Here is a 21,153-nt window from a genome sequence, read left to right as displayed (position 1 = left end):
GGGCGAGCCGCTGCTGGTGCTCGGCGGCGGCAGCAACCTGGTGATCGGCGACGCCGGCTTCGCCGGCACCGTCCTGCGCGTCGCCACCGAGGGCTTCGCCCTCGACGGCACCCGGCTCACCGTCGCCGCCGGCGAGGTCTGGTCGCAGGTCGTCGACCGCGCCGTGCTCGACCACGGGCTCGCCGGCATCGAGTTCCTGGCCGGCATCCCCGGCTCGGCCGGGGCCACCCCGGTGCAGAACGTCGGAGCCTACGGCCAGGAGGTCGCCGACACGATCACCGAGGTCGTCGCCTACGACCGCCGCGCGGGGGAGACGGTGACCGTCCCGGCCGCGGACTGCGGCTTCGCCTACCGCCACAGCCGCTTCAAGGCCGAGCCCGACCGGTACGTGGTGCTGCGCGTCACCTTCCGGCTCAGCGACGAGGACGGTGCGTCCAGCCCCGTCCGGTACGCCGAGGCGGCCCGCGCCCTCGGCGTCGCCCCGGGGGAGCGCGCGGACCTGTGCGCGGCCCGGGAGACGGTGCTGAAGCTCCGCTCCGGCAAGGGCATGGTCCTCGACCCGGAGGACCACGACACCTGGTCGGCGGGATCGTTCTTCACCAACCCGATCCTCACCGAGGCCGAGCACGCCGCGTTCCTGGCGCGTGTGACCGAGCGGCTCGGCCCGGACGCCCAGCCGCCCGCCTACCCGGCCGGGGAGGGCCTGGTGAAAACCTCGGCAGCCTGGCTGATCGACAAGGCCGGTTTCACCAAGGGCTACGGCGCCGGCCCGGCCCGCCTCTCGGGCAAGCACACCCTCGCCCTCACCAACCGCGGCGCCGCGACCGCCGCCGACCTGCTGGCCCTGGCCCGCGAGGTCCAGGGCGGCGTCGCCGAGGCGTTCGGCGTGACGCTGGTGAACGAGCCCGTCATGGTGGGCGTCGAGCTGTAGCGCAGCTCGCCCCTACCCGGCTGCGCGGCCCTACTCTGCGGGCTGCGCCAGCCAGGCGTCGATGCCCGACAGCAGTCGGGCGCGGACCGGCTCCGGGGCGAGCGAGCCGCGCACGCCCTGGCGGGCCAGCTCGGCCAACTCCTCGTCCGTGAAGCCGTGGTGCTGCCGCGCCGACTCGTACTGCGCGGCCAGCCGCGAGCCGAACAGCAGCGGGTCGTCCGCGCCCAGCGCGAGCGGCACGCCCGCCTCGAAGAGCCTCCGCAGCGGCACGTCCTCGGGGCGCTCGTAGACGCCGAGCGCGACGTTGGACGCCGGGCACACCTCGCAGGTGATCTGCTCCTGCGCCAGGCGACGCATCAACTCCGGGCTCTCGGCGGCCCGTACGCCGTGTCCGACACGGCGCGCGCCGAGGTCGTCCAGGCACGACCGGACGCTCGACGGGCCCGCGAGCTCGCCTCCGTGCGGCGCGGCCAGCAGCCCGGCCTCGGTGGCGATCCGGAACGCGCGGTCGAAGTCCCGCGCCATGCCCCGGCGTTCGTCGTTGGACAGCCCGAAGCCGACGACGCCCTGGTCCGCGTAACGCACCGCGAGGCGGGCGAGGGTGCGGGCGTCGAGCGGGTGCTTCATGCGGTTCGCGGCCACCAGCACCCGGATGCCCACGCCGGTCCGGCGCGAGGCGTCGTCCACGGCGTCCAGCACCAGCTCCAGGGCCGGGATCAGGCCGCCGAGCCGCGGGGCGTAGGAGGTGGGGTCGACCTGGATCTCCAGCCACCCGGAGCCGTCGGCCCGCTCGTCCTCGGCGGCCTCCAGGACCAGCCGCCGGATGTCGTCCTCGTCCCGCAGGCAGTTCCGTGCGGCGTCGTACAGGCGCTGGAAGCGGAACCAGCCGCGCTCGTCGGTGGCCCGGAGCTTCGGCGGCTCGGCGCTGACGAGCGCCTCCGGCAGCCGGATGCCGTGCTTGTCGGCGAGCTCCAGCAGCGTCGCGGGGCGCATGGAGCCGGTGAAGTGCAGGTGCAGGTGGGCCTTCGGCAGCAGCCGGACATCACGGGGCGCGGAAGGCAGCGTCGATGGACGGGACGGGGCTAGTACCTGTTCCATCCACAGATCCTAGCGGGGCCCGGATGGGCGCGAGACGGACTGTCCCGCGCCCCTTTCCGCGCCTCGTGCGATTACTGCGCCTCGCTCAAGAGCTTCTGGATCCGGCTGACGCCCTCGACGAGGTCGTCGTCGCCGAGCGCGTAGCTGAGCCGCAGGTAGCCGGGGGTGCCGAAGGCCTCACCCGGGACGACCGCGACCTCGGCCTCGTCCAGGATCAGCGACGCGAGCTCCGCCGAGGTGGCCGGACGCCTGCCCCGGATCTCCTTGCCCAGCAGCGCCTTCACGGACGGGTACGCGTAGAAGGCGCCCTCGGGCTCGGGGCAGAGCACGCCCGGGATCTCGTTCAGCATCGAGACGATGGTGCGCCGACGGCGGTCGAAGGCGACCTTCATCTCGTCGACCGCGGAGAGGTCCCCGGCGACGGCCGCCAGCGCCGCGCGCTGGGCGACGTTGCTGACGTTGGAGGTGGCGTGCGACTGGAGGTTGGTCGCCGCCTTGACGACGTCCTGCGGGCCGATGACCCACCCCACGCGCCAGCCCGTCATCGCGTAGGTCTTGGCCACGCCGTTGACGACGATGCACTTGTCGGCCAGCTCCGGCACGGCGACCGGCAGCGAGACGAACTCGGCGTCCCCGTAGACCAGGTGCTCGTAGATCTCGTCCGTCAGCACCCACAGCCCGTGCTCCGCCGCCCAGCGGCCGACCGCCTCGACCTCGGCGCGCGTGTAGACCGCGCCCGTCGGGTTGGAGGGGGAGACGAAGAGGAGCACCTTGGTGTTCTCGGTGCGCGCGGCCTCCAACTGCTCGACGGAGACCTTGTAGCCGGTGGTCTCGTCGGCCACGACCTCGACCGCCACGCCGCCCGCGAGCGCGATCGACTCGGGGTAGGTGGTCCAGTACGGAGCCGGGACGATCACCTCGTCGCCCGGATCCAGGATCGCGGCGAAGGCCTCGTAGATGGCCTGCTTGCCGCCGTTGGTGACGAGGACCTGCGAGGCGTCCACGGCCCAGCCGGAGTCGCGCAGCGTCTTGGCGGCGATGGCGGCCTTGAGCTCGGGCAGGCCGCCGGCGGGGGTGTAGCGGTGGTTCTTCGGGTCGCGGCAGGCGGCCACGGCCTCCTCGACGATGTAGTCCGGCGTCGGGAAGTCCGGCTCGCCCGCGCCGAAGCCGATCACCGGACGCCCGGCGGCCTTCAGGGCCTTGGCCTTGGCGTCGACGGCCAGCGTCGCGGACTCCGCGATGGCGCCGACCCGGGCCGAGACCCGGCGGTCGGCGGGACGGATTGATGCGTCAGGGGTGGGGGAGGCAGCGCTCATATCGGCATGCTCGCAGAAGCCTCATGGCCCGGTCGCGGCATTCCGGAATGCGACCCGAACGGGTCCGAGCTGCGGTCCTCGGGCGGAACCCATTCGACGTGCGGGCCCTCCACCCCCTACACTCAACCCTCGTTGGAAGCCTTCCGACGGCACGCCAGGCCGCAGACCTCTGCGGTGGTCGCGATGCTGTAGGTTGGGACTGCGAGTCCGCACCACGGGCTCAAAGGGCTATAGCTCAATTGGTAGAGCACCGGTCTCCAAAACCGGCGGTTGGGGGTTCAAGTCCCTCTGGCCCTGCTGTTCCGCTCTGTCGGAAACCTCGGACAGGCGGTACCGTCAGCAGTGCAATCAGGGGCCCCGTGACACGCGGGAGCCCCTACAGGTACCCGGATATCAGGTGAGGGACTAGTGACGGAGACCGTAGGCTCCACCGCCACACCTGAGAGCGGCAACTCCGCCGGTGGTGAGGATCTCTCCCGCCGCGACCGGAAGCGTGCCCGCAAGGCCGGCGACTCGGATGGCAAGGGCGGTCGCAAGCGCGACAAGGGCCCGAACATCTTCGCGCGCACCGCGCTCTTCTACCGTCAGATCATCACCGAGCTGCGCAAGGTCGTCTGGCCGTCGCGCTCGGACCTGACCTCCTACACGACGGTCGTCATCGTCTTCGTGCTGGTGATCATGGCTCTGGTCTACGGTCTCGACACCGGCTTCGTGAAGCTCGCGCAGATCGTCTTCGGCTGATCCTCCACCTCTGGAGCGGTTCGTCCCGTTGTCCGGGCGCTCCGCTACGGTTGCTTCGGTATCGTGGAATCCACCGATCGCAACAAGCAGGAAGAAGCAGCCAACGTGTCTGAGTCCCACTTCGAGGAGATCGTCGACAGCGGCGCGGACGTCGACGAGGTCGAGGCTGCCGAGGAAACGGCCGGCCGCTCCGCGGAGGAAGAGGCCGTGACCGTGGTCAGCGCCGACGAGTCCGAGGCCACGGAGGCTTTCGAGGAGTCCGACTCCGCCGTCACCGAGGACGACGGCGTGGAGATCGACCCCGTGGCCGCCTTCCGCGAGGAGCTGCGGACCGCTCCGGGTGAGTGGTACGTCATCCACACCTACGCCGGTTACGAGAACCGGGTGAAGGCCAACCTGGAGCAGCGCGCCGTCTCGCTGAACGTCGAGGACTACATCTACCAGGCCGAGGTGCCGCAGGAAGAGGTCGTCCAGATCAAGAACGGCGACCGGAAGACCATCCGCCAGAACAAGCTCCCCGGCTACGTCCTGGTGCGCATGGACCTCACCAACGAGTCCTGGGGCGTCGTCCGCAACACCCCCGGCGTCACCGGCTTCGTCGGCAACGCCTACGACCCGTACCCGCTGACGCTGGACGAGGTCGTCAAGATGCTGGCCCCGGACGTCGAGCGCGCCGCCGCCAAGGAGGCCGGCAAGCCGAGCCCGGTCCGTCCCGCCGAGGTCCAGGTCCTGGACTTCGAGGTCGGCGACTCGGTCACCGTCACCGACGGCCCCTTCGCCACGCTCCAGGCCACGATCAACGAGATCAACCCGGACTCGAAGAAGGTCAAGGGCCTCGTCGAGATCTTCGGTCGGGAGACCCCGGTCGAGCTCTCCTTCGACCAGATCGCCAAGAACGACTGATCCCCTGACAACGACGAAACCCCGCGCCCATGATGGACGCGGGGTTTCGTCGTCTCCGGAGGGGGTCGTGATGGACGAGGGTGATCTCGCCGTTCTGCTGTACCGCGCGGTGCACGCGCCGCAGCGGCCGACGGTCGAGCTGGACATCGAGCACGACCGGGACGCCGAGGCCGCGCTCCGCGCCCACGCCGCGGACGGGCTGCGGCGCCTGACCCACGGGCTCGCCGTCGGCGGGTTCGCGACGGAGGCGGGCGATCCGGACGTCGTGGTGCGCGACCCGCAGTGGCTCTTCGGCGACTTCCGGTGGGAGATCGGCGAACCCGCCGAGGCGCTGGGCCGCCCCGCGATGCGTGTCACGGCCGTTCCCGAGACGCCGATGCCCGTCGGACGGGAGCACTTCCTCGACAGGATCGAGCTGCTGGTGGACGCCGGGACAGGGCTGCTGCTCCGGCTCGTCGAGATCCACGACGGGCGGCCGGTGCGGACCGTCGCCGTGCGGGCCGTCGGCGCGGAGGCCGCCCGGCCGGAACCGCCGTCACCGCCGCCGGGCGCGGGGCCGGAGGCGTCCCTTCCGTCCTCGATGGGGGCTGACCAGGTGGGCGCGGCGGTCCGCACCGGCGTGCTCACGCTCGCGCGGATGGCGTTCGACCCGAGCCTGCGCCGGCTCCTGCGGGGCGGCGCCGGACCGGATCTGACGCCGGAGGAGTTCACGCGGAGCGAGCCCGTGCCGCTCGACGAGACCCCGCCGTCGGTCGAGGAGGTGGTCCGGCTGCTGGCCCTGGCCCGGCCTGCGGGCCTCGCCGGCGCCTGGCGCAGCCAGTTCGCCGACGGCCGCTTCGCGCTCCCGGACGACCGCCGCTTCCGGCTCGACTTCACCCGGACCTCCGGTCCCGCCGCGGCGCTCGCCGAGGCGTTCGACGGGGAGCGCCACTACCGGCTGATGCCGGACCGGCTGGTCGTCGACCCCGGCCCGCCCCACTTCTTCCTCGGCCCGTTGCGCCGCCCCCGCGCCGTGCTGCGCGAGCCGTTGGCCGTCCGGGACGTGGTGGACTGGAAGGGGCGGCGGGCCCTGCGGCTCACGATCGGCGGGTCCACGGTGGTGGTGGACGCCGAGACCGGCCTGGTCCTGGCGAACGAGTACCTCGAACTGCACGACCTCGGCCCCGCGCCGCAGCAGCCCGAGCACTACCGGCTCCAGGCGCCGGAGGGCATCCCCGTGGTCGAGTCGGACGGCGGCCCGCTCGGGGACGCGCTGCTGGCGCCGCCCGTGCGGGCGGGGCTGGAGGGCGCGGCGCGCGCGATCGGCGGGCTGGCCGAGGGGGTGGCACGGCTGCTGGGCCGGTAAGCGATTTCGGGGCGGTGGGGGTCTCGGGCTATTCTGGTTCGATGTGTGTGCGCTGTCGGCCGTGTGCCCGGCGCCGCACGATCATCCAAGGCCCCGCCGGTGCGCTGTCGCGTGCCGGTCGGGAACACCTCTCGTAAGGACCCGGAGAGAGCATGCCTCCCAAGAAGAAGAAGGTCACGGGGCTTATCAAGCTCCAGATCAACGCCGGTGCGGCCAACCCCGCGCCGCCCGTCGGCCCGGCCCTGGGTCAGCACGGCGTCAACATCATGGAGTTCTGCAAGGCCTACAACGCCGCGACCGAGTCGCAGCGTGGCATGGTCGTGCCGGTGGAGATCACGGTCTACGAGGACCGTTCCTTCACCTTCATCACCAAGACTCCGCCGGCCGCTCGCCTCATCCTGAAGGCCGCGGGCGTGGAGAAGGGCTCCGGCGAGCCGCACAAGACCAAGGTTGCCAAGATCACGGCTGCCCAGGTCCGCGAGATCGCCACGACCAAGATGCCCGACCTGAACGCGAACGACATCGAGATGGCCGAGCGCATCATCGCCGGTACCGCTCGTTCGATGGGCATCACCGTCGAGGGCTGAGCTCCGGCTCAGGCTCGATAGAGCTTTTCCGTGGTAGGGCCGGGCGCGGTCCGCAGCAACCACGACTCCACGCCAAAGAAACTCAGTAGGAGCAGCAGTGAAGCGCAGCAAGGCTCTGACTGCCGCGGCCGCCAAGGTCGACCGCGAGCGTCTGTACGCCCCCCTCGAGGCCATCCGCCTCGCCAAGGAGACCTCCACCACCAAGTTCGACTCGACCGTCGAGGTCGCCATGCGCCTGGGTGTCGACCCGCGCAAGGCCGACCAGATGGTCCGCAGCACCGTGAACCTCCCGCACGGCACCGGCAAGACCGCCCGGGTCCTGGTCTTCGCGACCGGTGACCGTGCCGCGGCCGCGGAGGCTGCGGGCGCCGACATCGTCGGCGCCGACGAGCTGATCGACGAGGTCGCCAAGGGTCGCCTGGACTTCGACGCCGTCGTCGCCACCCCGGACCTCATGGGCAAGGTCGGCCGCCTCGGCCGCGTGCTCGGTCCCCGTGGTCTGATGCCGAACCCGAAGACCGGCACCGTCACCGTCGACGTGGCGAAGGCCGTCACCGAGATCAAGGGCGGCAAGATCGAGTTCCGCGTCGACAAGCACTCGAACCTGCACCTGATCATCGGCAAGACCTCGTTCGACACCGAGAAGCTGGTCGAGAACTACGCCGCGGCGCTCGAGGAGGTCCTCCGGGCCAAGCCGTCCGCCGCCAAGGGCCGCTACATCAAGAAGGTCGCTGTCAGCACCACGATGGGCCCGGGCATCCAGGTGGACCCGAACCGCACCCGCAACCTCCTCGTCGAGGAGGACCCCGCGGCGGTCTGATCCCCCCGGATCGCCGTAGGACCGTAGGTCTGTAACGGGCCGGTACCAAGCCTCCCAAGGGCTGGGTACCGGCCCGTTCGCTGTCGTACGACAGGTGTAGCGTCAGTTGTCGCACAGCTCGCTAACAGGGGGGTTCCCATGCGCTACACCCGCGCTCTCGTCGTCGCCGCCACCGCGGCCCTCGCCGTCACCGGTCTGGCCGCCTGCGGCGGCGGCAAGACGGCCTCCGCGTCCGGCCAGGCAGCCTCCGTGCCGATGGTGAGCGTGGCCGACGCGATGTCCGCCACGAACCAGGCCACGCAGAAGTACACGTCGGTCTCCATGAAGATGGACGAGCACATCACCGCGGACGGCAAGACGGCCGACGTCACGGGCAACGGCCACATCTCCTGGAAGCCCGTGGGCCTGGACATGACGATGACCATGCCCGCCACCGGCGGCGTGGCCGGCGGCACGATGCACATGATGATGTCCGGCACCACCATGTACATGGGCATGAGCGGCAAGGCGGCCTTCCAGGGCAAGCACTGGATGAAGATGGACCTGTCCAAGGACGCGGCCATCGCCGACTCGCTGAACAAGAGCAGCGGCCAGGACCCGGCGACCCAGCTCAAGCTGTTCACCTCGTCCGGCGACATCAAGCGCGTCGGCACCGAGACCGTCGACGGCGTCTCCACCACCCACTACTCGGGCACGGTGGACTTCGCCAAGCTCGCGACCGAGCAGGACCCGTCGCTCAAGTCGCTGGTCCAGCAGGACAGCAAGCTGGGCGTCAGCAGCATGAAGGTGGACCTGTGGGTCAACGGCCAGAACCTCCCGGTCCGCATGGTGGAGGCCACCCCGGCGTCCTCGACCATGTCGCTGAACGCGACGATCGACTACACGGACTACGGCACCACGCCGGTCACGGTCACCCCGCCGCCGGCGGGCGACACCCTGGACATGTCCTCGCTGGTCCCGTCGAGCTGACGGCCGGGCCGCCTCGGGGGCGATTTGCCCCCGAGGCGGCCGGTCACGTACTCTCGACATCAAGCCACTGACCGCTGGTTGTTCCCGCGTGCCCCTAGGGGCAGGCGAGAGCCGAAGGATCCGCACAGCGAAAGCTGCGGGCGACCCGCGCAGGTTGATTCGAGGACTTCTGTCCCACCGCTCCGCTGTGCGTCCGCGCACCGCGTCGAGCGGAGGTTGAGAGCCCCGTGCGCCTGCGCCGGGGCTCTTCGTAGTTCTACCGAAGCTTTCCTTCCGGCAGTCAGGCCCAGCAGGTCGACTCATTGGTCGGCCCCGCATCGACATCACGGAAGGAGGCGTAAGCCTATGGCAAGGCCCGACAAGGCTGCCGCCGTCGCCGAGATCACGGACAAGTTCCGCGGCTCGAACGCGGCCGTGCTGACCGAGTACCGCGGTCTGACCGTGGCGCAGCTGAAGACGCTGCGCCGCTCGCTCGGCGACAACGCCCAGTACGCCGTGGTGAAGAACACGCTGACCAAGATCGCGGCCAACGAGGTCGGGATCACCCAGCTCGACGACCTGTTCACTGGTCCGACGGCTGTCGCCTTCGTCACCGGTGACCCGGTGGAGTCGGCCAAGGCTCTGCGTGACTTCGCCAAGGAGAACCCGGCGCTCGTCATCAAGGGCGGTGTGCTTGACGGCAAGCCGCTGACCGGTGACGACATCAAGAAGCTCGCGGACCTCGAGTCCCGCGAGGTGCTGCTCTCCAAGCTCGCCGGTGCCATGAAGGCCAAGCAGTCCCAGGCTGCCGCGCTCTTCCAGGCTCTGCCGTCGAAGCTTGTTCGCACGGTCGAGGCGCTGCGCGCCAAGGTCGAGGAGCAGGGCGGTGCCGGTACGCCGGCTCCCGCCGTCGAGGACGAGGCTCCCGCCGCGGAGTAATCCGTCCTCGCAGCGGGCCGTGTACGCCCGCCGTTATGTACATCCGGCACCTGCCGACTTAGTGGAAGGACGCCAATCATGGCGAAGCTGACCCAGGACGAGCTGCTCGCGCAGTTCGAGGAGATGACCCTCATCGAGCTCTCCGAGTTCGTGAAGGCGTTCGAGGACAAGTTCGACGTCACCGCCGCCGCCCCGGTCGCGGTTGCCGCCGCCGGTGGCGCTGCCGCCGCCGTTGAGGCCGTTGAGGAGAAGGACGAGTTCGACGTCATCCTCACGGGTGCCGGCGACAAGAAGATCCAGGTCATCAAGGTCGTGCGCGAGCTCACCTCCCTGGGCCTCAAGGAGGCCAAGGACCTGGTCGACGGTGCGCCGAAGCCGCTGCTCGAGAAGGTCAACAAGGAGGCCGCTGACAAGGCTGCCGAGGCCCTCAAGGCCGCCGGCGCGTCGGTCGAGGTCAAGTAAGACCTTTCGGGCATTTGGTCTCACGACCGTAGCCCGAGCGCTCTCCTAGCCGGGGCGATCACTCTTTGGAGTGATCGCCCCGGTTTGTTTATGTCCGGAACGGTTCGTTTCAGGCCATCTGGTCTAGCGTGGGTGCTCCGCTGTCAGTGGGCGGGAGTATGGTGATCGTCGTCGTCGCTCAGCAGGGGTGATGTCGGTCCGTAACCGAGGTGAGAGCCCCGGTGCCCTTGACGAACGGCCAGCAGCGCGCAATTCTCAGGACGCGAGGTCTTGAGCTGAGGCACGAGCGAAGGCATGGAATCGTCGCCCGGTGGGAAGCATTCCCCCGGCGACGAAGTGACCGCCTGAGGGCGTCCCCGGGAGGGGGCGTCCCGCGAGGTAGGGAGTTCTGAGATTCGGTCTCCGAATCCGGACTGGACAGCAGTGCAGCCTATGGCTACACTGTCCCTTTGCGCTGCCTTTTAGCTGCTCCGTGACTCGTCGCCCGGAGTCTGCGCTGCCCCGACCAGGGGTGGCACCCCGCCCGCGCACCGCCTCTGACCAGGGAAGATCCCCTGTCTGAGGGTCCGGTGCGGGAGCGCGGATGCTACCCGTGAGACGGGCGGGCCCGGTACGCGCGTAGTGAGTCCGAGCCCTCGGAAGGACCCCCTCTTGGCCGCCTCGCGCAACGCCTCGAACACCTCCGCATCCACCGCCCCGCTCCGCATTTCCTTCGCGAAGATCAAGGAGCCTCTTGAGGTTCCGAACCTCTTGGCGCTCCAGACCGAGAGCTTTGACTGGCTCCTCGGCAACGCCGCATGGAAGGCGCGGGTCGACGCCGCCCTCGATGAGGGCTTCGACGTCCCCACCAAGTCCGGTCTGGAGGAGATCTTCGAGGAGATCTCCCCGATCGAGGACTTCTCCGGGTCCATGTCGCTGACGTTCCGCGACCACCGTTTCGAGCCTCCGAAGAACTCGATCGACGAGTGCAAGGACCGCGACTTCACGTACGCGGCCCCGCTCTTCGTCACGGCCGAGTTCACCAACAACGAGACTGGTGAGATCAAGTCCCAGACGGTCTTCATGGGCGACTTCCCCCTGATGACCAACAAGGGCACCTTCGTCATCAACGGCACCGAGCGTGTCGTCGTGTCCCAGCTGGTCCGCTCCCCGGGTGTCTACTTCGACACCACCCTGGACAAGACCTCTGACAAGGACATCTACTCCGCCAAGGTCATCCCCTCCCGCGGTGCCTGGCTGGAGCTGGAGATCGACAAGCGCGACATGGTCGGTGTCCGCATCGACCGCAAGCGCAAGCAGTCGGTCACGGTGCTGCTCAAGGCCCTCGGCTGGACCTCCGAGCAGATCCTGGAGGAGTTCGGCCAGTACGAGTCGATGCGCGCCACCCTGGAGAAGGACCACACCCAGGGCCAGGACGACGCGCTGCTCGACATCTACCGCAAGCTGCGCCCGGGCGAGCCGCCGACCCGCGAGGCCGCGCAGACGCTTCTGGAGAACCTCTACTTCAACCCGAAGCGTTACGACCTTGCCAAGGTCGGCCGGTACAAGATCAACAAGAAGCTGGGCGTCGGCCAGGGTCTCGACTCGGGCGTGCTCACCGTCGACGACATCATCGCGACGATCAAGTACCTGGTGCAGCTGCACGCGGGCGAGACCGAGACGGTCGCGCCCAACGGGTCGACGATCGTCATCGAGGACGACGACATCGACCACTTCGGCAACCGTCGTCTGCGCAACGTCGGCGAGCTGATCCAGAACCAGGTCCGTACGGGTCTCGCCCGTATGGAGCGCGTCGTGCGCGAGCGCATGACCACCCAGGACGTCGAGGCGATCACGCCGCAGACCCTGATCAACATCCGGCCGGTCGTCGCCTCCATCAAGGAGTTCTTCGGCACCAGCCAGCTGTCCCAGTTCATGGACCAGACGAACCCGCTGTCGGGCCTGACCCACAAGCGTCGTCTGTCCGCGCTGGGCCCCGGTGGTCTCTCCCGTGAGCGCGCCGGCTTCGAGGTCCGTGACGTGCACCCGTCCCACTACGGACGCATGTGCCCGATCGAGACCCCGGAAGGCCCGAACATCGGTCTGATCGGTTCGCTCGCCTCCTACGGCCGGGTCAACGCCTTCGGCTTCGTGGAGACGCCGTACCGCAAGGTCGTCGAGGGTGTCGTCACCGACGACCTCGACTACCTGACCGCCGACGAGGAGGACCGCTTCGTCATCGCGCAGGCCAACGCGCCGCTGACGGACGAGAACACCTTCGCCGAGGCCCGTGTCCTGGTCCGCCGCCGTGGCGGCGAGATCGACTACATCCCCGGTGTCGAGATCGACTACATGGACGTCTCGCCGCGCCAGATGGTGTCGGTCGCGACCGCCATGATCCCGTTCCTCGAGCACGACGACGCCAACCGCGCGCTCATGGGCTCGAACATGATGCGCCAGGCCGTCCCGCTGCTGAAGAGCGAGTCCCCGCTCGTCGGCACCGGCATGGAGTACCGCGCCGCCGTCGACGCCGCGGACGTCATCACCGCCGAGAAGGACGGTGTGGTCCAGGAGGTCTCCGCGGACTACGTCACCGTCGCCAACGACGACGGCACCTACACCACCTACCGGGTGGCCAAGTTCACGCGCTCCAACCAGGGCACGGCCTTCAACCAGAAGGTCATCGTGGACGAGGGCGCCCGCGTGATCGCCGGCCAGGTCCTGGCCGACGGCCCGTGCACCGACGAGGGCGAGATGGCCCTCGGCAAGAACCTGCTCGTGGCGTTCATGCCGTGGGAGGGTCACAACTACGAGGACGCGATCATCCTGTCGCAGCGCCTCGTGCAGGACGACGTCCTCTCCTCGATCCACATCGAGGAGCACGAGGTCGACGCCCGTGACACCAAGCTCGGCCCCGAGGAGATCACCCGGGACATCCCGAACGTCTCCGAGGAGGTCCTCGCGGACCTGGACGAGCGCGGCATCATCCGCATCGGCGCCGATGTCACCACCGGTGACATCCTGGTCGGCAAGGTCACCCCGAAGGGTGAGACCGAGCTGACCCCGGAGGAGCGCCTGCTGCGCGCGATCTTCGGTGAGAAGGCCCGTGAGGTCCGTGACACCTCGCTGAAGGTCCCGCACGGTGAGTCCGGCAAGGTCATCGGCGTGCGCGTCTTCGACCGCGAGGAGGGCGACGAGCTGCCCCCGGGCGTGAACCAGCTGGTCCGCGTCTACGTCGCGCAGAAGCGCAAGATCACCAACGGTGACAAGCTCGCCGGCCGTCACGGCAACAAGGGTGTCATCTCCAAGATCCTGCCGGTCGAGGACATGCCGTTCCTCGCCGACGGCACCCCGGTCGACATCGTCCTCAACCCGCTCGGTGTCCCGTCCCGAATGAACCCGGGACAGGTCCTGGAGACCCACCTCGGCTGGCTCGCCAAGCAGGGCTGGGACGTCTCCGGCATCGCCGACGAGTGGGCCCGCCGCCTGCAGAAGATCGGCGCCGACAAGGCGGAGCCGGGCACCAACCTGGCCACCCCGGTCTTCGACGGCGCCCGCGAGGACGAGATCACCGGTCTGCTGGAGAACACCATCCCGACCCGTGACGGCGACCGCCTGGTCGGCCAGTCCGGCAAGGCCCAGCTGTTCGACGGCCGCTCCGGCGAGCCGTTCCCGATGCCGATCTCGGTCGGCTACATGTACATCCTCAAGCTGCACCACCTGGTCGACGACAAGCTGCACGCCCGTTCGACCGGTCCGTACTCCATGATCACCCAGCAGCCGCTGGGTGGTAAGGCGCAGTTCGGTGGTCAGCGCTTCGGTGAGATGGAGGTGTGGGCCCTGGAGGCGTACGGCGCCGCCTACGCCCTGCAGGAGCTCCTCACCATCAAGTCCGACGACGTCCTCGGCCGCGTGAAGGTCTACGAGGCCATCGTCAAGGGCGAGAACATCCCCGAGCCCGGCATCCCCGAGTCCTTCAAGGTCCTCATCAAGGAGATGCAGTCGCTCTGCCTGAACGTGGAGGTGCTGTCGTCCGACGGTATGTCCATCGAGATGCGTGACTCCGACGAGGACGTGTTCCGCGCCGCGGAGGAGCTCGGTATCGACCTGTCCCGGCGCGAGCCGAGCAGCGTCGAAGAGGTCTGACAGGGGTAGGGCCGGCCTCCATTCCAAGCAAGGCCGGCCCTTCGACCCCCAGGCCCCCTTTCAGACCAGACGTAATTTCGACCCCCACCCCGCGTTTCTGGGGTGACGAAAGGGATTGACGAGAGTGCTCGACGTCAACTTCTTCGATGAGCTGCGAATCGGCCTGGCCACCGCTGACGACATCCGTCAGTGGTCGCACGGCGAGGTCAAGAAGCCGGAGACCATCAACTACCGCACCCTGAAGCCGGAAAAGGACGGGCTCTTCTGCGAGAAGATCTTCGGCCCCACCCGGGACTGGGAGTGCTACTGCGGTAAGTACAAGCGCGTCCGCTTCAAGGGCATCATCTGCGAGCGCTGCGGCGTCGAGGTGACCCGCGCCAAGGTGCGCCGTGAGCGGATGGGCCACATCGAGCTCGCCGCGCCCGTCACGCACATCTGGTACTTCAAGGGCGTTCCGTCGCGCCTCGGCTACCTCCTGGACCTTGCCCCCAAGGACCTGGAGAAGGTCATCTACTTCGCCGCCTACATGATCACGTGGGTGGACGAGGAGCGCCGCACCCGTGACCTGCCCTCCCTGGAGGCCCAGGTCTCCGTGGAGCGCCAGCAGGTCGAGCAGCGCCGCGACTCCGACCTGGAGAACCGCGCCAAGAAGCTCGAGGCCGACCTCGCCGAGCTGGAGAACGAGGGCGCCAAGGCCGACGTTCGCCGCAAGGTGCGCGAGGGCGCCGAGCGCGAGATGAAGCAGCTGCGCGACCGCGCCCAGCGTGAGCTGGACCGCCTCGACGAGGTGTGGGCCCGCTTCAAGTCCCTCAAGGTCCAGGACCTCGAGGGCGACGAGCTGCTCTACCGCGAGCTGCGCGACCGCTTCGGCACCTACTTCATGGGTTCCATGGGCGCCGCCGCGCTGCAGAAGCGCCTGGAGTCCTTCGACCTGGAGGAGGAGGCCGAGAAGCTCCGCGAGATCATCAAGACGGGCAAGGGTCAGAAGAAGACCCGCGCCCTGAAGCGTCTCAAGGTCGTCTCCGCCTTCCTGCAGACCAACAACAAGCCGGCCGGCATGGTGCTGGACTGCGTCCCGGTCATCCCGCCGGACCTGCGTCCGATGGTGCAGCTGGACGGTGGCCGCTTCGCGACCTCCGACCTGAACGACCTGTACCGCCGCGTCATCAACCGCAACAACCGCCTGAAGCGGCTTCTCGACCTCGGCGCGCCCGAGATCATCGTGAACAACGAGAAGCGCATGCTCCAGGAGGCCGTGGACTCGCTGTTCGACAACGGCCGCCGCGGCCGTCCGGTCACCGGTCCGGGCAACCGCCCGCTGAAGTCCCTCAGCGACATGCTGAAGGGCAAGCAGGGTCGTTTCCGTCAGAACCTGCTCGGTAAGCGCGTCGACTACTCGGCCCGTTCGGTCATCGTCGTCGGCCCGCAGCTCAAGCTGCACCAGTGCGGTCTGCCGAAGGCCATGGCGCTGGAGCTCTTCAAGCCGTTCGTGATGAAGCGCCTGGTCGACCTGAACCACGCGCAGAACATCAAGTCGGCCAAGCGCATGGTCGAGCGTGCCCGCCCGGTCGTGTGGGACGTCCTGGAAGAGGTCATCGCGGAGCACCCGGTTCTGCTGAACCGTGCGCCCACGCTGCACCGCCTCGGCATCCAGGCCTTCGAGCCGCAGCTGGTCGAGGGCAAGGCCATCCAGATCCACCCGCTCGTCTGCACCGCGTTCAACGCGGACTTCGACGGTGACCAGATGGCCGTCCACCTGCCGCTCTCCGCGGAGGCGCAGGCCGAGGCCCGCATCCTGATGCTGTCCTCGAACAACATCCTCAAGCCCGCCGACGGTCGTCCGGTGACCATGCCGACCCAGGACATGGTGCTCGGTCTGTTCTTCCTGACCTCCGAGCGCGAGCTGGACACGCTCCGCGGCGTGGGCCGCGCCTTCGGCGCGACCTCGGAGGCCGTCATGGCCTTCGACGCCAAGGAGCTGGACCTCCAGGCCCCGATCGACCTGCGTCTGCCGGCCGGCACGGTTCCGCCGCGCGGCTGGACGGCTCCGGTCGACGAGGACGGCAAGCCCACCTGGTCGGAGGGTGAGCCGCTGCGTCTGCGGACGACCCTGGGCCGCGCGCTCTTCAACGAGCTGCTGCCCGAGGACTACCCGTTCGTGGACTACGAGGTCGGCAAGAAGCAGCTCTCGACGATCGTCAACGACCTGGCCGAGCGCTACCCCAAGGTCACCGTCGCGGCGACCCTGGACAACCTCAAGTCCGCCGGTTTCCACTGGGCCACCCGCTCCGGCGTCACGGTGTCCATCTCGGACGTCGTCGTGCCGCCGAGCAAGCCGCAGATCCTCGAGGGCTACGAGGCCCAGGCGGAGAAGGTCCAGAAGCAGTACGAGCGCGGTCTGATCACCCGTGACGAGCGCCAGCAGGAGCTCGTCGCGATCTGGACCAAGGCGACCAACGAGGTCGCCGAGGCGATGAACGCGAACTTCCCGAAGACGAACCCCATCTTCATGATGGTCGACTCGGGTGCTCGTGGAAACATGATGCAGATGCGTCAGATCGCCGGTATGCGTGGTCTGGTGTCGAACGCCAAGAACGAGACGATCGCCCGCCCCATCAAGGCGTCGTTCCGTGAGGGTCTGTCCGTGCTGGAGTACTTCATCTCCACCCACGGCGCCCGTAAGGGTCTCGCCGACACCGCCCTGCGTACCGCCGACTCCGGCTACCTGACTCGTCGTCTGGTCGACGTCTCCCAGGACGTCATCATCCGCGAGGAGGACTGCCAGACGGAGCGCGGTCTCAAGCTGCCGATCGCCACCGTGGGCGCCGACGGCTCCCTGCGCAAGGTCGACAACGTCGAGACCTCGGTCTACGCCCGCACGCTCTCCGAGGACGTCGTGGTCGACGGCCAGGTCATCGCCCCCGCGGGCGTGGACCTGGGCGACGTCATGATCGACGAGCTGGTCCGCCACGGCATCTCCGAGGTCAAGATCCGCTCGATCCTGACCTGTGAGTCCGCCGTCGGCACCTGCGCCATGTGCTACGGCCGCTCGCTGGCCACCGGCAAGCTGGTCGACATCGGTGAGGCGGTCGGCATCATCGCCGCCCAGTCCATCGGTGAGCCCGGCACCCAGCTGACGATGCGTACCTTCCACACCGGTGGTGTGGCCGGTGACGACATCACCCAGGGTCTGCCGCGTGTCGTCGAGCTCTTCGAGGCCCGTAACCCGCGTGGTGTGGCCCCGATCGCGGAGGCGGCCGGCCGCGTCCGCATCGAGGACACCGAGAAGACCCGCAAGCTGGTCATCACGCCGGACGACGGCAGCGACGAGATCGCCTACCCGATCTCCAAGCGCGTCAAGCTGCTGGTCGAGGAGGGCTCCTGGGTCGGCGTCGGCGAGAAGCTGACCGCCGGTACCGTGAACCCGCACGACGTGCTGCGCATCATGGGCCAGCGCGCGGTGCAGGTGCACCTGGTGGAGGAAGTCCAGAAGGTCTACAACTCCCAGGGCGTGTCGATCCACGACAAGCACATCGAGATCATCATCCGGCAGATGCTCCGCCGCGTGACGATCATCGAGTCGGGCGACGCCGAGCTGCTCCCGGGCGAGCTCGTCGAGCGCGGCCGCTTCGAGGTCGAGAACCGTCGTGTGGTCTCCGAGGGCGGTCACCCCGCCTCCGGCCGTCCGCAGCTGATGGGTATCACCAAGGCCTCGCTGGCCACCGAGTCCTGGCTGTCGGCCGCCTCCTTCCAGGAGACGACCAGGGTCCTGACGGACGCGGCGATCCACGCCAAGTCCGACCCGCTGCTGGGCCTCAAGGAGAACGTCATCCTGGGTAAGCTCATCCCGGCCGGTACGGGTCTGCCCCGCTACCGCAACATCCGGGTCGAGCCCACCGAGGAGGCGAAGGCCGCGATGTACTCCGCCGTCGGCTACGACGACATGGACTACTCGCCCTTCGGCGCCGGCTCCGGCCAGGCCGTCCCGCTGGACGACTACGACTACGGCCCGTACACGGGCTGATAGCCAGTGACGAAGGCCCGGCCCCCCTTGCGGGGGGCCGGGCCTTCGTCGTTCGCTGCACTGCGCGTTTCGGGACTCACCTCGTCAGTGGCTTGTCGCGCCCCTGAGCAGAGTGCAACTGAGCCTTGTCGGCAGCCTCGCGTCCCTGCGTCCAGCCGTCGAGGTCCGAGACGCGGATGGCCCGGCCCTTCTTGAGGCTGGGAAAGAGCGTCGTGGTGCGTTCCGCCACCGCCTCCTGACGGGCCGCCAGGACCGGCAGCAGGTCTCCGGCCGTGGTCTCCGCCTCGGCCTGGGCCGTGGCCGCGGTGAGCCGCTCGCGGATCCGGCTGGCGTAGGCGACCAGGAAGGACTGCCGGAAGGCCTTGCTACGTCCGCCCTGCTGGACCCTGCCGCTGTTCATCGCGGTGACGCCCTGCAGCAGGAGCGAGGTGAACAGCAGCTCCACCGCGTCCAGGTCCCCCTCGAAGCCGACGACGGTGCAGAAGCCGTTCTGCTTGTCCCAGACCGACTGGGCCCGGTTCGCCGAGGCGACCGCGTCCAGCAGCAGTGCCTTCGCCGACTCGTAGGGGTTGTCGATGCCCACGCGCACGGCCCCCGGCAGGGTGCGGTCCCCGCCGCGAGCCGCGAGCAGCGCCTCGTCGATGCTGTGGCGGGCCATGAGCTCCTGCGCCTTGGCGGTGAACGCCTCCGCCTCCTCGGCGTAGGTCGTGGCCTCGGCCTTGGCCAGCAACGCGCGGATGCGGGCGAGCTGCTTCGGCTCGCCGGGCACCGGGGCGGTGAGCACGGCTCCGGAGCCGGGGACCGGGCCGACCTGGGTGAGCGCGGGGGCGGTGCCCCACAGCCGCAGCAGCTCCAGCAGGTGGATCAGCGCGGAGAAGCGGTCCAGCCGCAGCCGCACGGACGTCTCGCCGAGCCAGTCGGAGTCCTCCGCCCAGCTCGGTCGCTCCGCGTCGAGCTCGCGCAACTGCTCCGTCCATCGGCGGTCGAAGGCCGCGGGGGAGTAGCGGCGGGCCTCGGCCGCGATCAGACCGACGGCCAGCGAGACATGGGCCGGCTTCAGCTGCCGGCGGGTGAGCCGCACCACGTCAGCCGGACGCCAGAAGCCGCGCGACCACAGTGCGCCGAGCAACTCCTCGGCCTGGCACAGGAGTTCACGGTCGACCTCAGCCCGCTCCCGTCCTTGCGCGGACAGCCGCGAGGCCCAGTCCTCGACCGTGCGCTCGGCCTGCCGCGGCGGCGCGTACCGGGTGTCCTGCAGCGCCTGCGCGACCAGCCCGCGCGTCCCTGAATTCCTGCTCATGGACCCAGTGTCTCAAGTCGGAAGGCGCTGCTCGAAGATCGGACCCCGGGCGATCACCAGCCCGGCACACCGGTATGGCAAGCTGTCTCCCCTCAAAGGCCCCCAGCGACCCCCACGAAGCGAGCACGCCCCATGGCCGACCGCCCCGTGATAACCAAGACCCACCGCACCCTCATCGGTGTGGTGGCCGCCGGCGCGTTCATCATCGCCGGCATCGGTTTCGCAGGCTCCTACTCCGCCGTCCGCGTGCTCGCCACGCGGAAGGGCTTCGGACTCTTCGCCTATGTGTTCCCGATCGGCGTCGACGTCGGCATCGCCGTACTGCTGGCGCTCGACCTGGTGCTCACCTGGCTGCGCATCCCGTTCCCGCTGCTGCGCCAGGCGGCCTGGACACTGACCGTCGGCACCATCGTCTTCAACGCGGCCTCCTCTGTCGGCGACCCGCTCGCGATGGGGATGCACGCGATCATCCCGTTGCTCTTCATCGTCGTCGTCGAGGCGGCGCGGCACGCCGTCGGGCGGATCGCCGACATCACCGCCGACCGCTACATGGAGTCGGTCCGGCTGTTCCGCTGGATCCTCGCCCCGCTGCCGACCTTCGTCCTGTGGCGGCGGATGAAGCTGTGGGAGCTGCGCTCGTACGACGAGGTCATCCGCCTGGAGCAGAACCGGCTCGTCTACCGCACGCACCTGCGCGCCCAGTACGGCCGCGGCTGGCGCTACCGGGCTCCGCTGGAGCTGCTGCTGCCGCTCAAGCTGGCCCGTTACGGCGTCCCGCTCGACCTCGAGGTGGTCCGTGGTCACCAGGACTTCCGGGAGGTCGACCCGATCGTGGCCCCCGCGCTGGAGGCCCCGGTGCCCCACACCGCGCCCCATCCGCAGCCGCAGGACCAGCCCGTGCCGCATCCTGTGTCGCAGTCGCAGTCCCAGCCGCAGTCCCAGCCGGGGGAACAGTCGGAGGCGTTCGGCTCACCCGTTCGGCCGTACGCGCAGCCGCAGTCTCAGCAACCCCAGCCCCAGCAGCCCCAGCAGTCGATGCAGTCCCAGCAGCCCCAGTCGTCGGTGCAGCCCCAGCCCCAACCTGAGGCGCAGCCGCAGCCTGCCGTGGATCCGCTGGTGGTCAACACGCTCCAGACCGTGGTGCGCAACCGCCACCGCCGCCTGCTGAACGTCCCCGACCAGGCGGCGCAGGCCGTCGGGGAGGACCAGGAGGCCGCCGCGGCCGACCCTTCGACCCGCGGCATCGGCTGGCTGCCCAACCAGCAGCCGCCCTACCCGCCGCCGGGACCGGAGGCGTGGTTCGCGCCGCAGCGCGAGGGGGAGGAGCCTCTCGACCTCTACTTCGAGGCGCTCACCTCGTTCATGGAGACCTACAACCAGGAGCCGGACCCCCGGCAGCTGAGCGAGTACCTGGCCGCCGAGTACGGGACCCAGGTGTCGCCCGCCCTGCTGGACCGTCACTGGGCGGAGCTCGGCAAGCGGTACGCGGAGAGGGTCGAGACAAGCTCCTGAGCTTCTGTCACAAGCTCGTGACAGCACAGGTCGGAGATGCGCGGCACCATGCGGGATCCCCGCTCGTCTTGCAATATGGGGAGAGCAGGCGAGCGGGGAGGT

15 protein-coding genes and 1 tRNA gene are annotated in these 21,153 nt (G+C 69.2%); 13 read left to right on the top strand and 3 right to left on the bottom strand.

Going from position 1 to position 21,153, the window contains the following annotated elements:
• Positions 1-931 (top strand): UDP-N-acetylmuramate dehydrogenase (locus TR50_RS14135; RefSeq protein WP_042420304.1); only part of this gene is annotated, 931 nt, incomplete at its 5' end.
• A gap of 30 nt (positions 932-961) precedes the next feature.
• Here TR50_RS14135 and TR50_RS14130 read toward each other — a convergent pair.
• On the bottom strand, positions 962-2,029 hold the full coding sequence (locus TR50_RS14130; RefSeq protein WP_084700233.1) for an adenosine deaminase: 1,068 nt from the start codon (positions 2,027-2,029) through the stop codon (positions 962-964).
• A 71-nt stretch (positions 2,030-2,100) separates the two neighbouring features.
• Positions 2,101-3,345: a pyridoxal phosphate-dependent aminotransferase gene (locus TR50_RS14125; protein WP_042420300.1), complete on the bottom strand. Its 1,245-nt coding sequence runs from the start codon at positions 3,343-3,345 to the stop codon at positions 2,101-2,103.
• Positions 3,346-3,569: 224 nt separating this feature from the next.
• Here TR50_RS14125 and TR50_RS14120 point away from each other — a divergent pair.
• The 11 genes from TR50_RS14120 (at position 3,570) to TR50_RS14070 (ending at position 18,239) form a co-directional block, all read left to right on the top strand.
• A tRNA-Trp gene (locus TR50_RS14120) sits at positions 3,570-3,642 on the top strand.
• A gap of 111 nt (positions 3,643-3,753) precedes the next feature.
• Entirely contained in the window at positions 3,754-4,086 is a 333-nt protein-coding gene (secE, locus tag TR50_RS14115) for a preprotein translocase subunit SecE (RefSeq protein WP_042420297.1), read from the top strand.
• A 105-nt stretch (positions 4,087-4,191) separates the two neighbouring features.
• Positions 4,192-4,989 (top strand): transcription termination/antitermination protein NusG, encoded by a 798-nt coding sequence (gene nusG / locus TR50_RS14110; protein ID WP_236653579.1) that lies wholly within the window; start codon positions 4,192-4,194, stop codon positions 4,987-4,989.
• A gap of 70 nt (positions 4,990-5,059) precedes the next feature.
• Entirely contained in the window at positions 5,060-6,334 is a 1,275-nt protein-coding gene (locus TR50_RS14105) for a hypothetical protein (RefSeq protein WP_042420290.1), read from the top strand.
• Positions 6,335-6,486: 152 nt separating this feature from the next.
• Positions 6,487-6,921, top strand: coding sequence for a 50S ribosomal protein L11 (gene rplK, locus TR50_RS14100; protein ID WP_042367726.1), 435 nt, complete (start codon positions 6,487-6,489; stop codon positions 6,919-6,921).
• 97 nt (positions 6,922-7,018) lie between these two features.
• Positions 7,019-7,741 (top strand): 50S ribosomal protein L1, encoded by a 723-nt coding sequence (rplA, locus tag TR50_RS14095; RefSeq protein ID WP_042420288.1) that lies wholly within the window; start codon positions 7,019-7,021, stop codon positions 7,739-7,741.
• A 138-nt stretch (positions 7,742-7,879) separates the two neighbouring features.
• On the top strand, positions 7,880-8,710 hold the full coding sequence (locus TR50_RS14090; protein ID WP_042420285.1) for an SCO4651 family lipoprotein: 831 nt from the start codon (positions 7,880-7,882) through the stop codon (positions 8,708-8,710).
• A 345-nt stretch (positions 8,711-9,055) separates the two neighbouring features.
• The gene (gene rplJ / locus TR50_RS14085) at positions 9,056-9,628 is read left to right on the top strand and encodes a 50S ribosomal protein L10 (protein WP_042420282.1); all 573 of its coding nucleotides are present in this window, start codon (positions 9,056-9,058) and stop codon (positions 9,626-9,628) included.
• 78 nt (positions 9,629-9,706) lie between these two features.
• A complete protein-coding gene (gene rplL / locus TR50_RS14080; protein WP_042420279.1) occupies positions 9,707-10,090 on the top strand; it encodes a 50S ribosomal protein L7/L12 in 384 nt (127 codons plus the stop codon).
• Between the two features lie 651 nt (positions 10,091-10,741).
• Positions 10,742-14,215, top strand: a complete 3,474-nt coding sequence (gene rpoB / locus TR50_RS14075; protein ID WP_042420276.1) for a DNA-directed RNA polymerase subunit beta — start codon at positions 10,742-10,744, stop codon at positions 14,213-14,215.
• Between the two features lie 124 nt (positions 14,216-14,339).
• The gene (locus TR50_RS14070) at positions 14,340-18,239 is read left to right on the top strand and encodes a DNA-directed RNA polymerase subunit beta' (RefSeq protein WP_042420272.1); all 3,900 of its coding nucleotides are present in this window, start codon (positions 14,340-14,342) and stop codon (positions 18,237-18,239) included.
• A gap of 76 nt (positions 18,240-18,315) precedes the next feature.
• Here TR50_RS14070 and TR50_RS14065 read toward each other — a convergent pair whose 3' ends face one another.
• Positions 18,316-19,539 carry a DUF2786 domain-containing protein gene (locus TR50_RS14065; protein ID WP_084700231.1) on the bottom strand — a complete coding sequence of 408 codons (1,224 nt, stop codon included), beginning with the start codon at positions 19,537-19,539 and terminating at the stop codon, positions 18,316-18,318.
• A gap of 132 nt (positions 19,540-19,671) precedes the next feature.
• Here TR50_RS14065 and TR50_RS44145 point away from each other — a divergent pair, with 132 nt between their 5' ends.
• Entirely contained in the window at positions 19,672-21,051 is a 1,380-nt protein-coding gene (locus TR50_RS44145; protein WP_084700229.1) for a DUF2637 domain-containing protein, read from the top strand.
• Positions 21,052-21,153: the final 102 nt, after the last annotated feature.

The organism is Streptacidiphilus anmyonensis, assembly GCF_000787855.1.
GTDB lineage: Bacteria > Actinomycetota > Actinomycetes > Streptomycetales > Streptomycetaceae > Streptacidiphilus > Streptacidiphilus anmyonensis.
The sequence above is the reverse complement of the archived record's forward strand: the minus strand, read 5'-3'. Positions and strand labels throughout refer to the sequence as shown.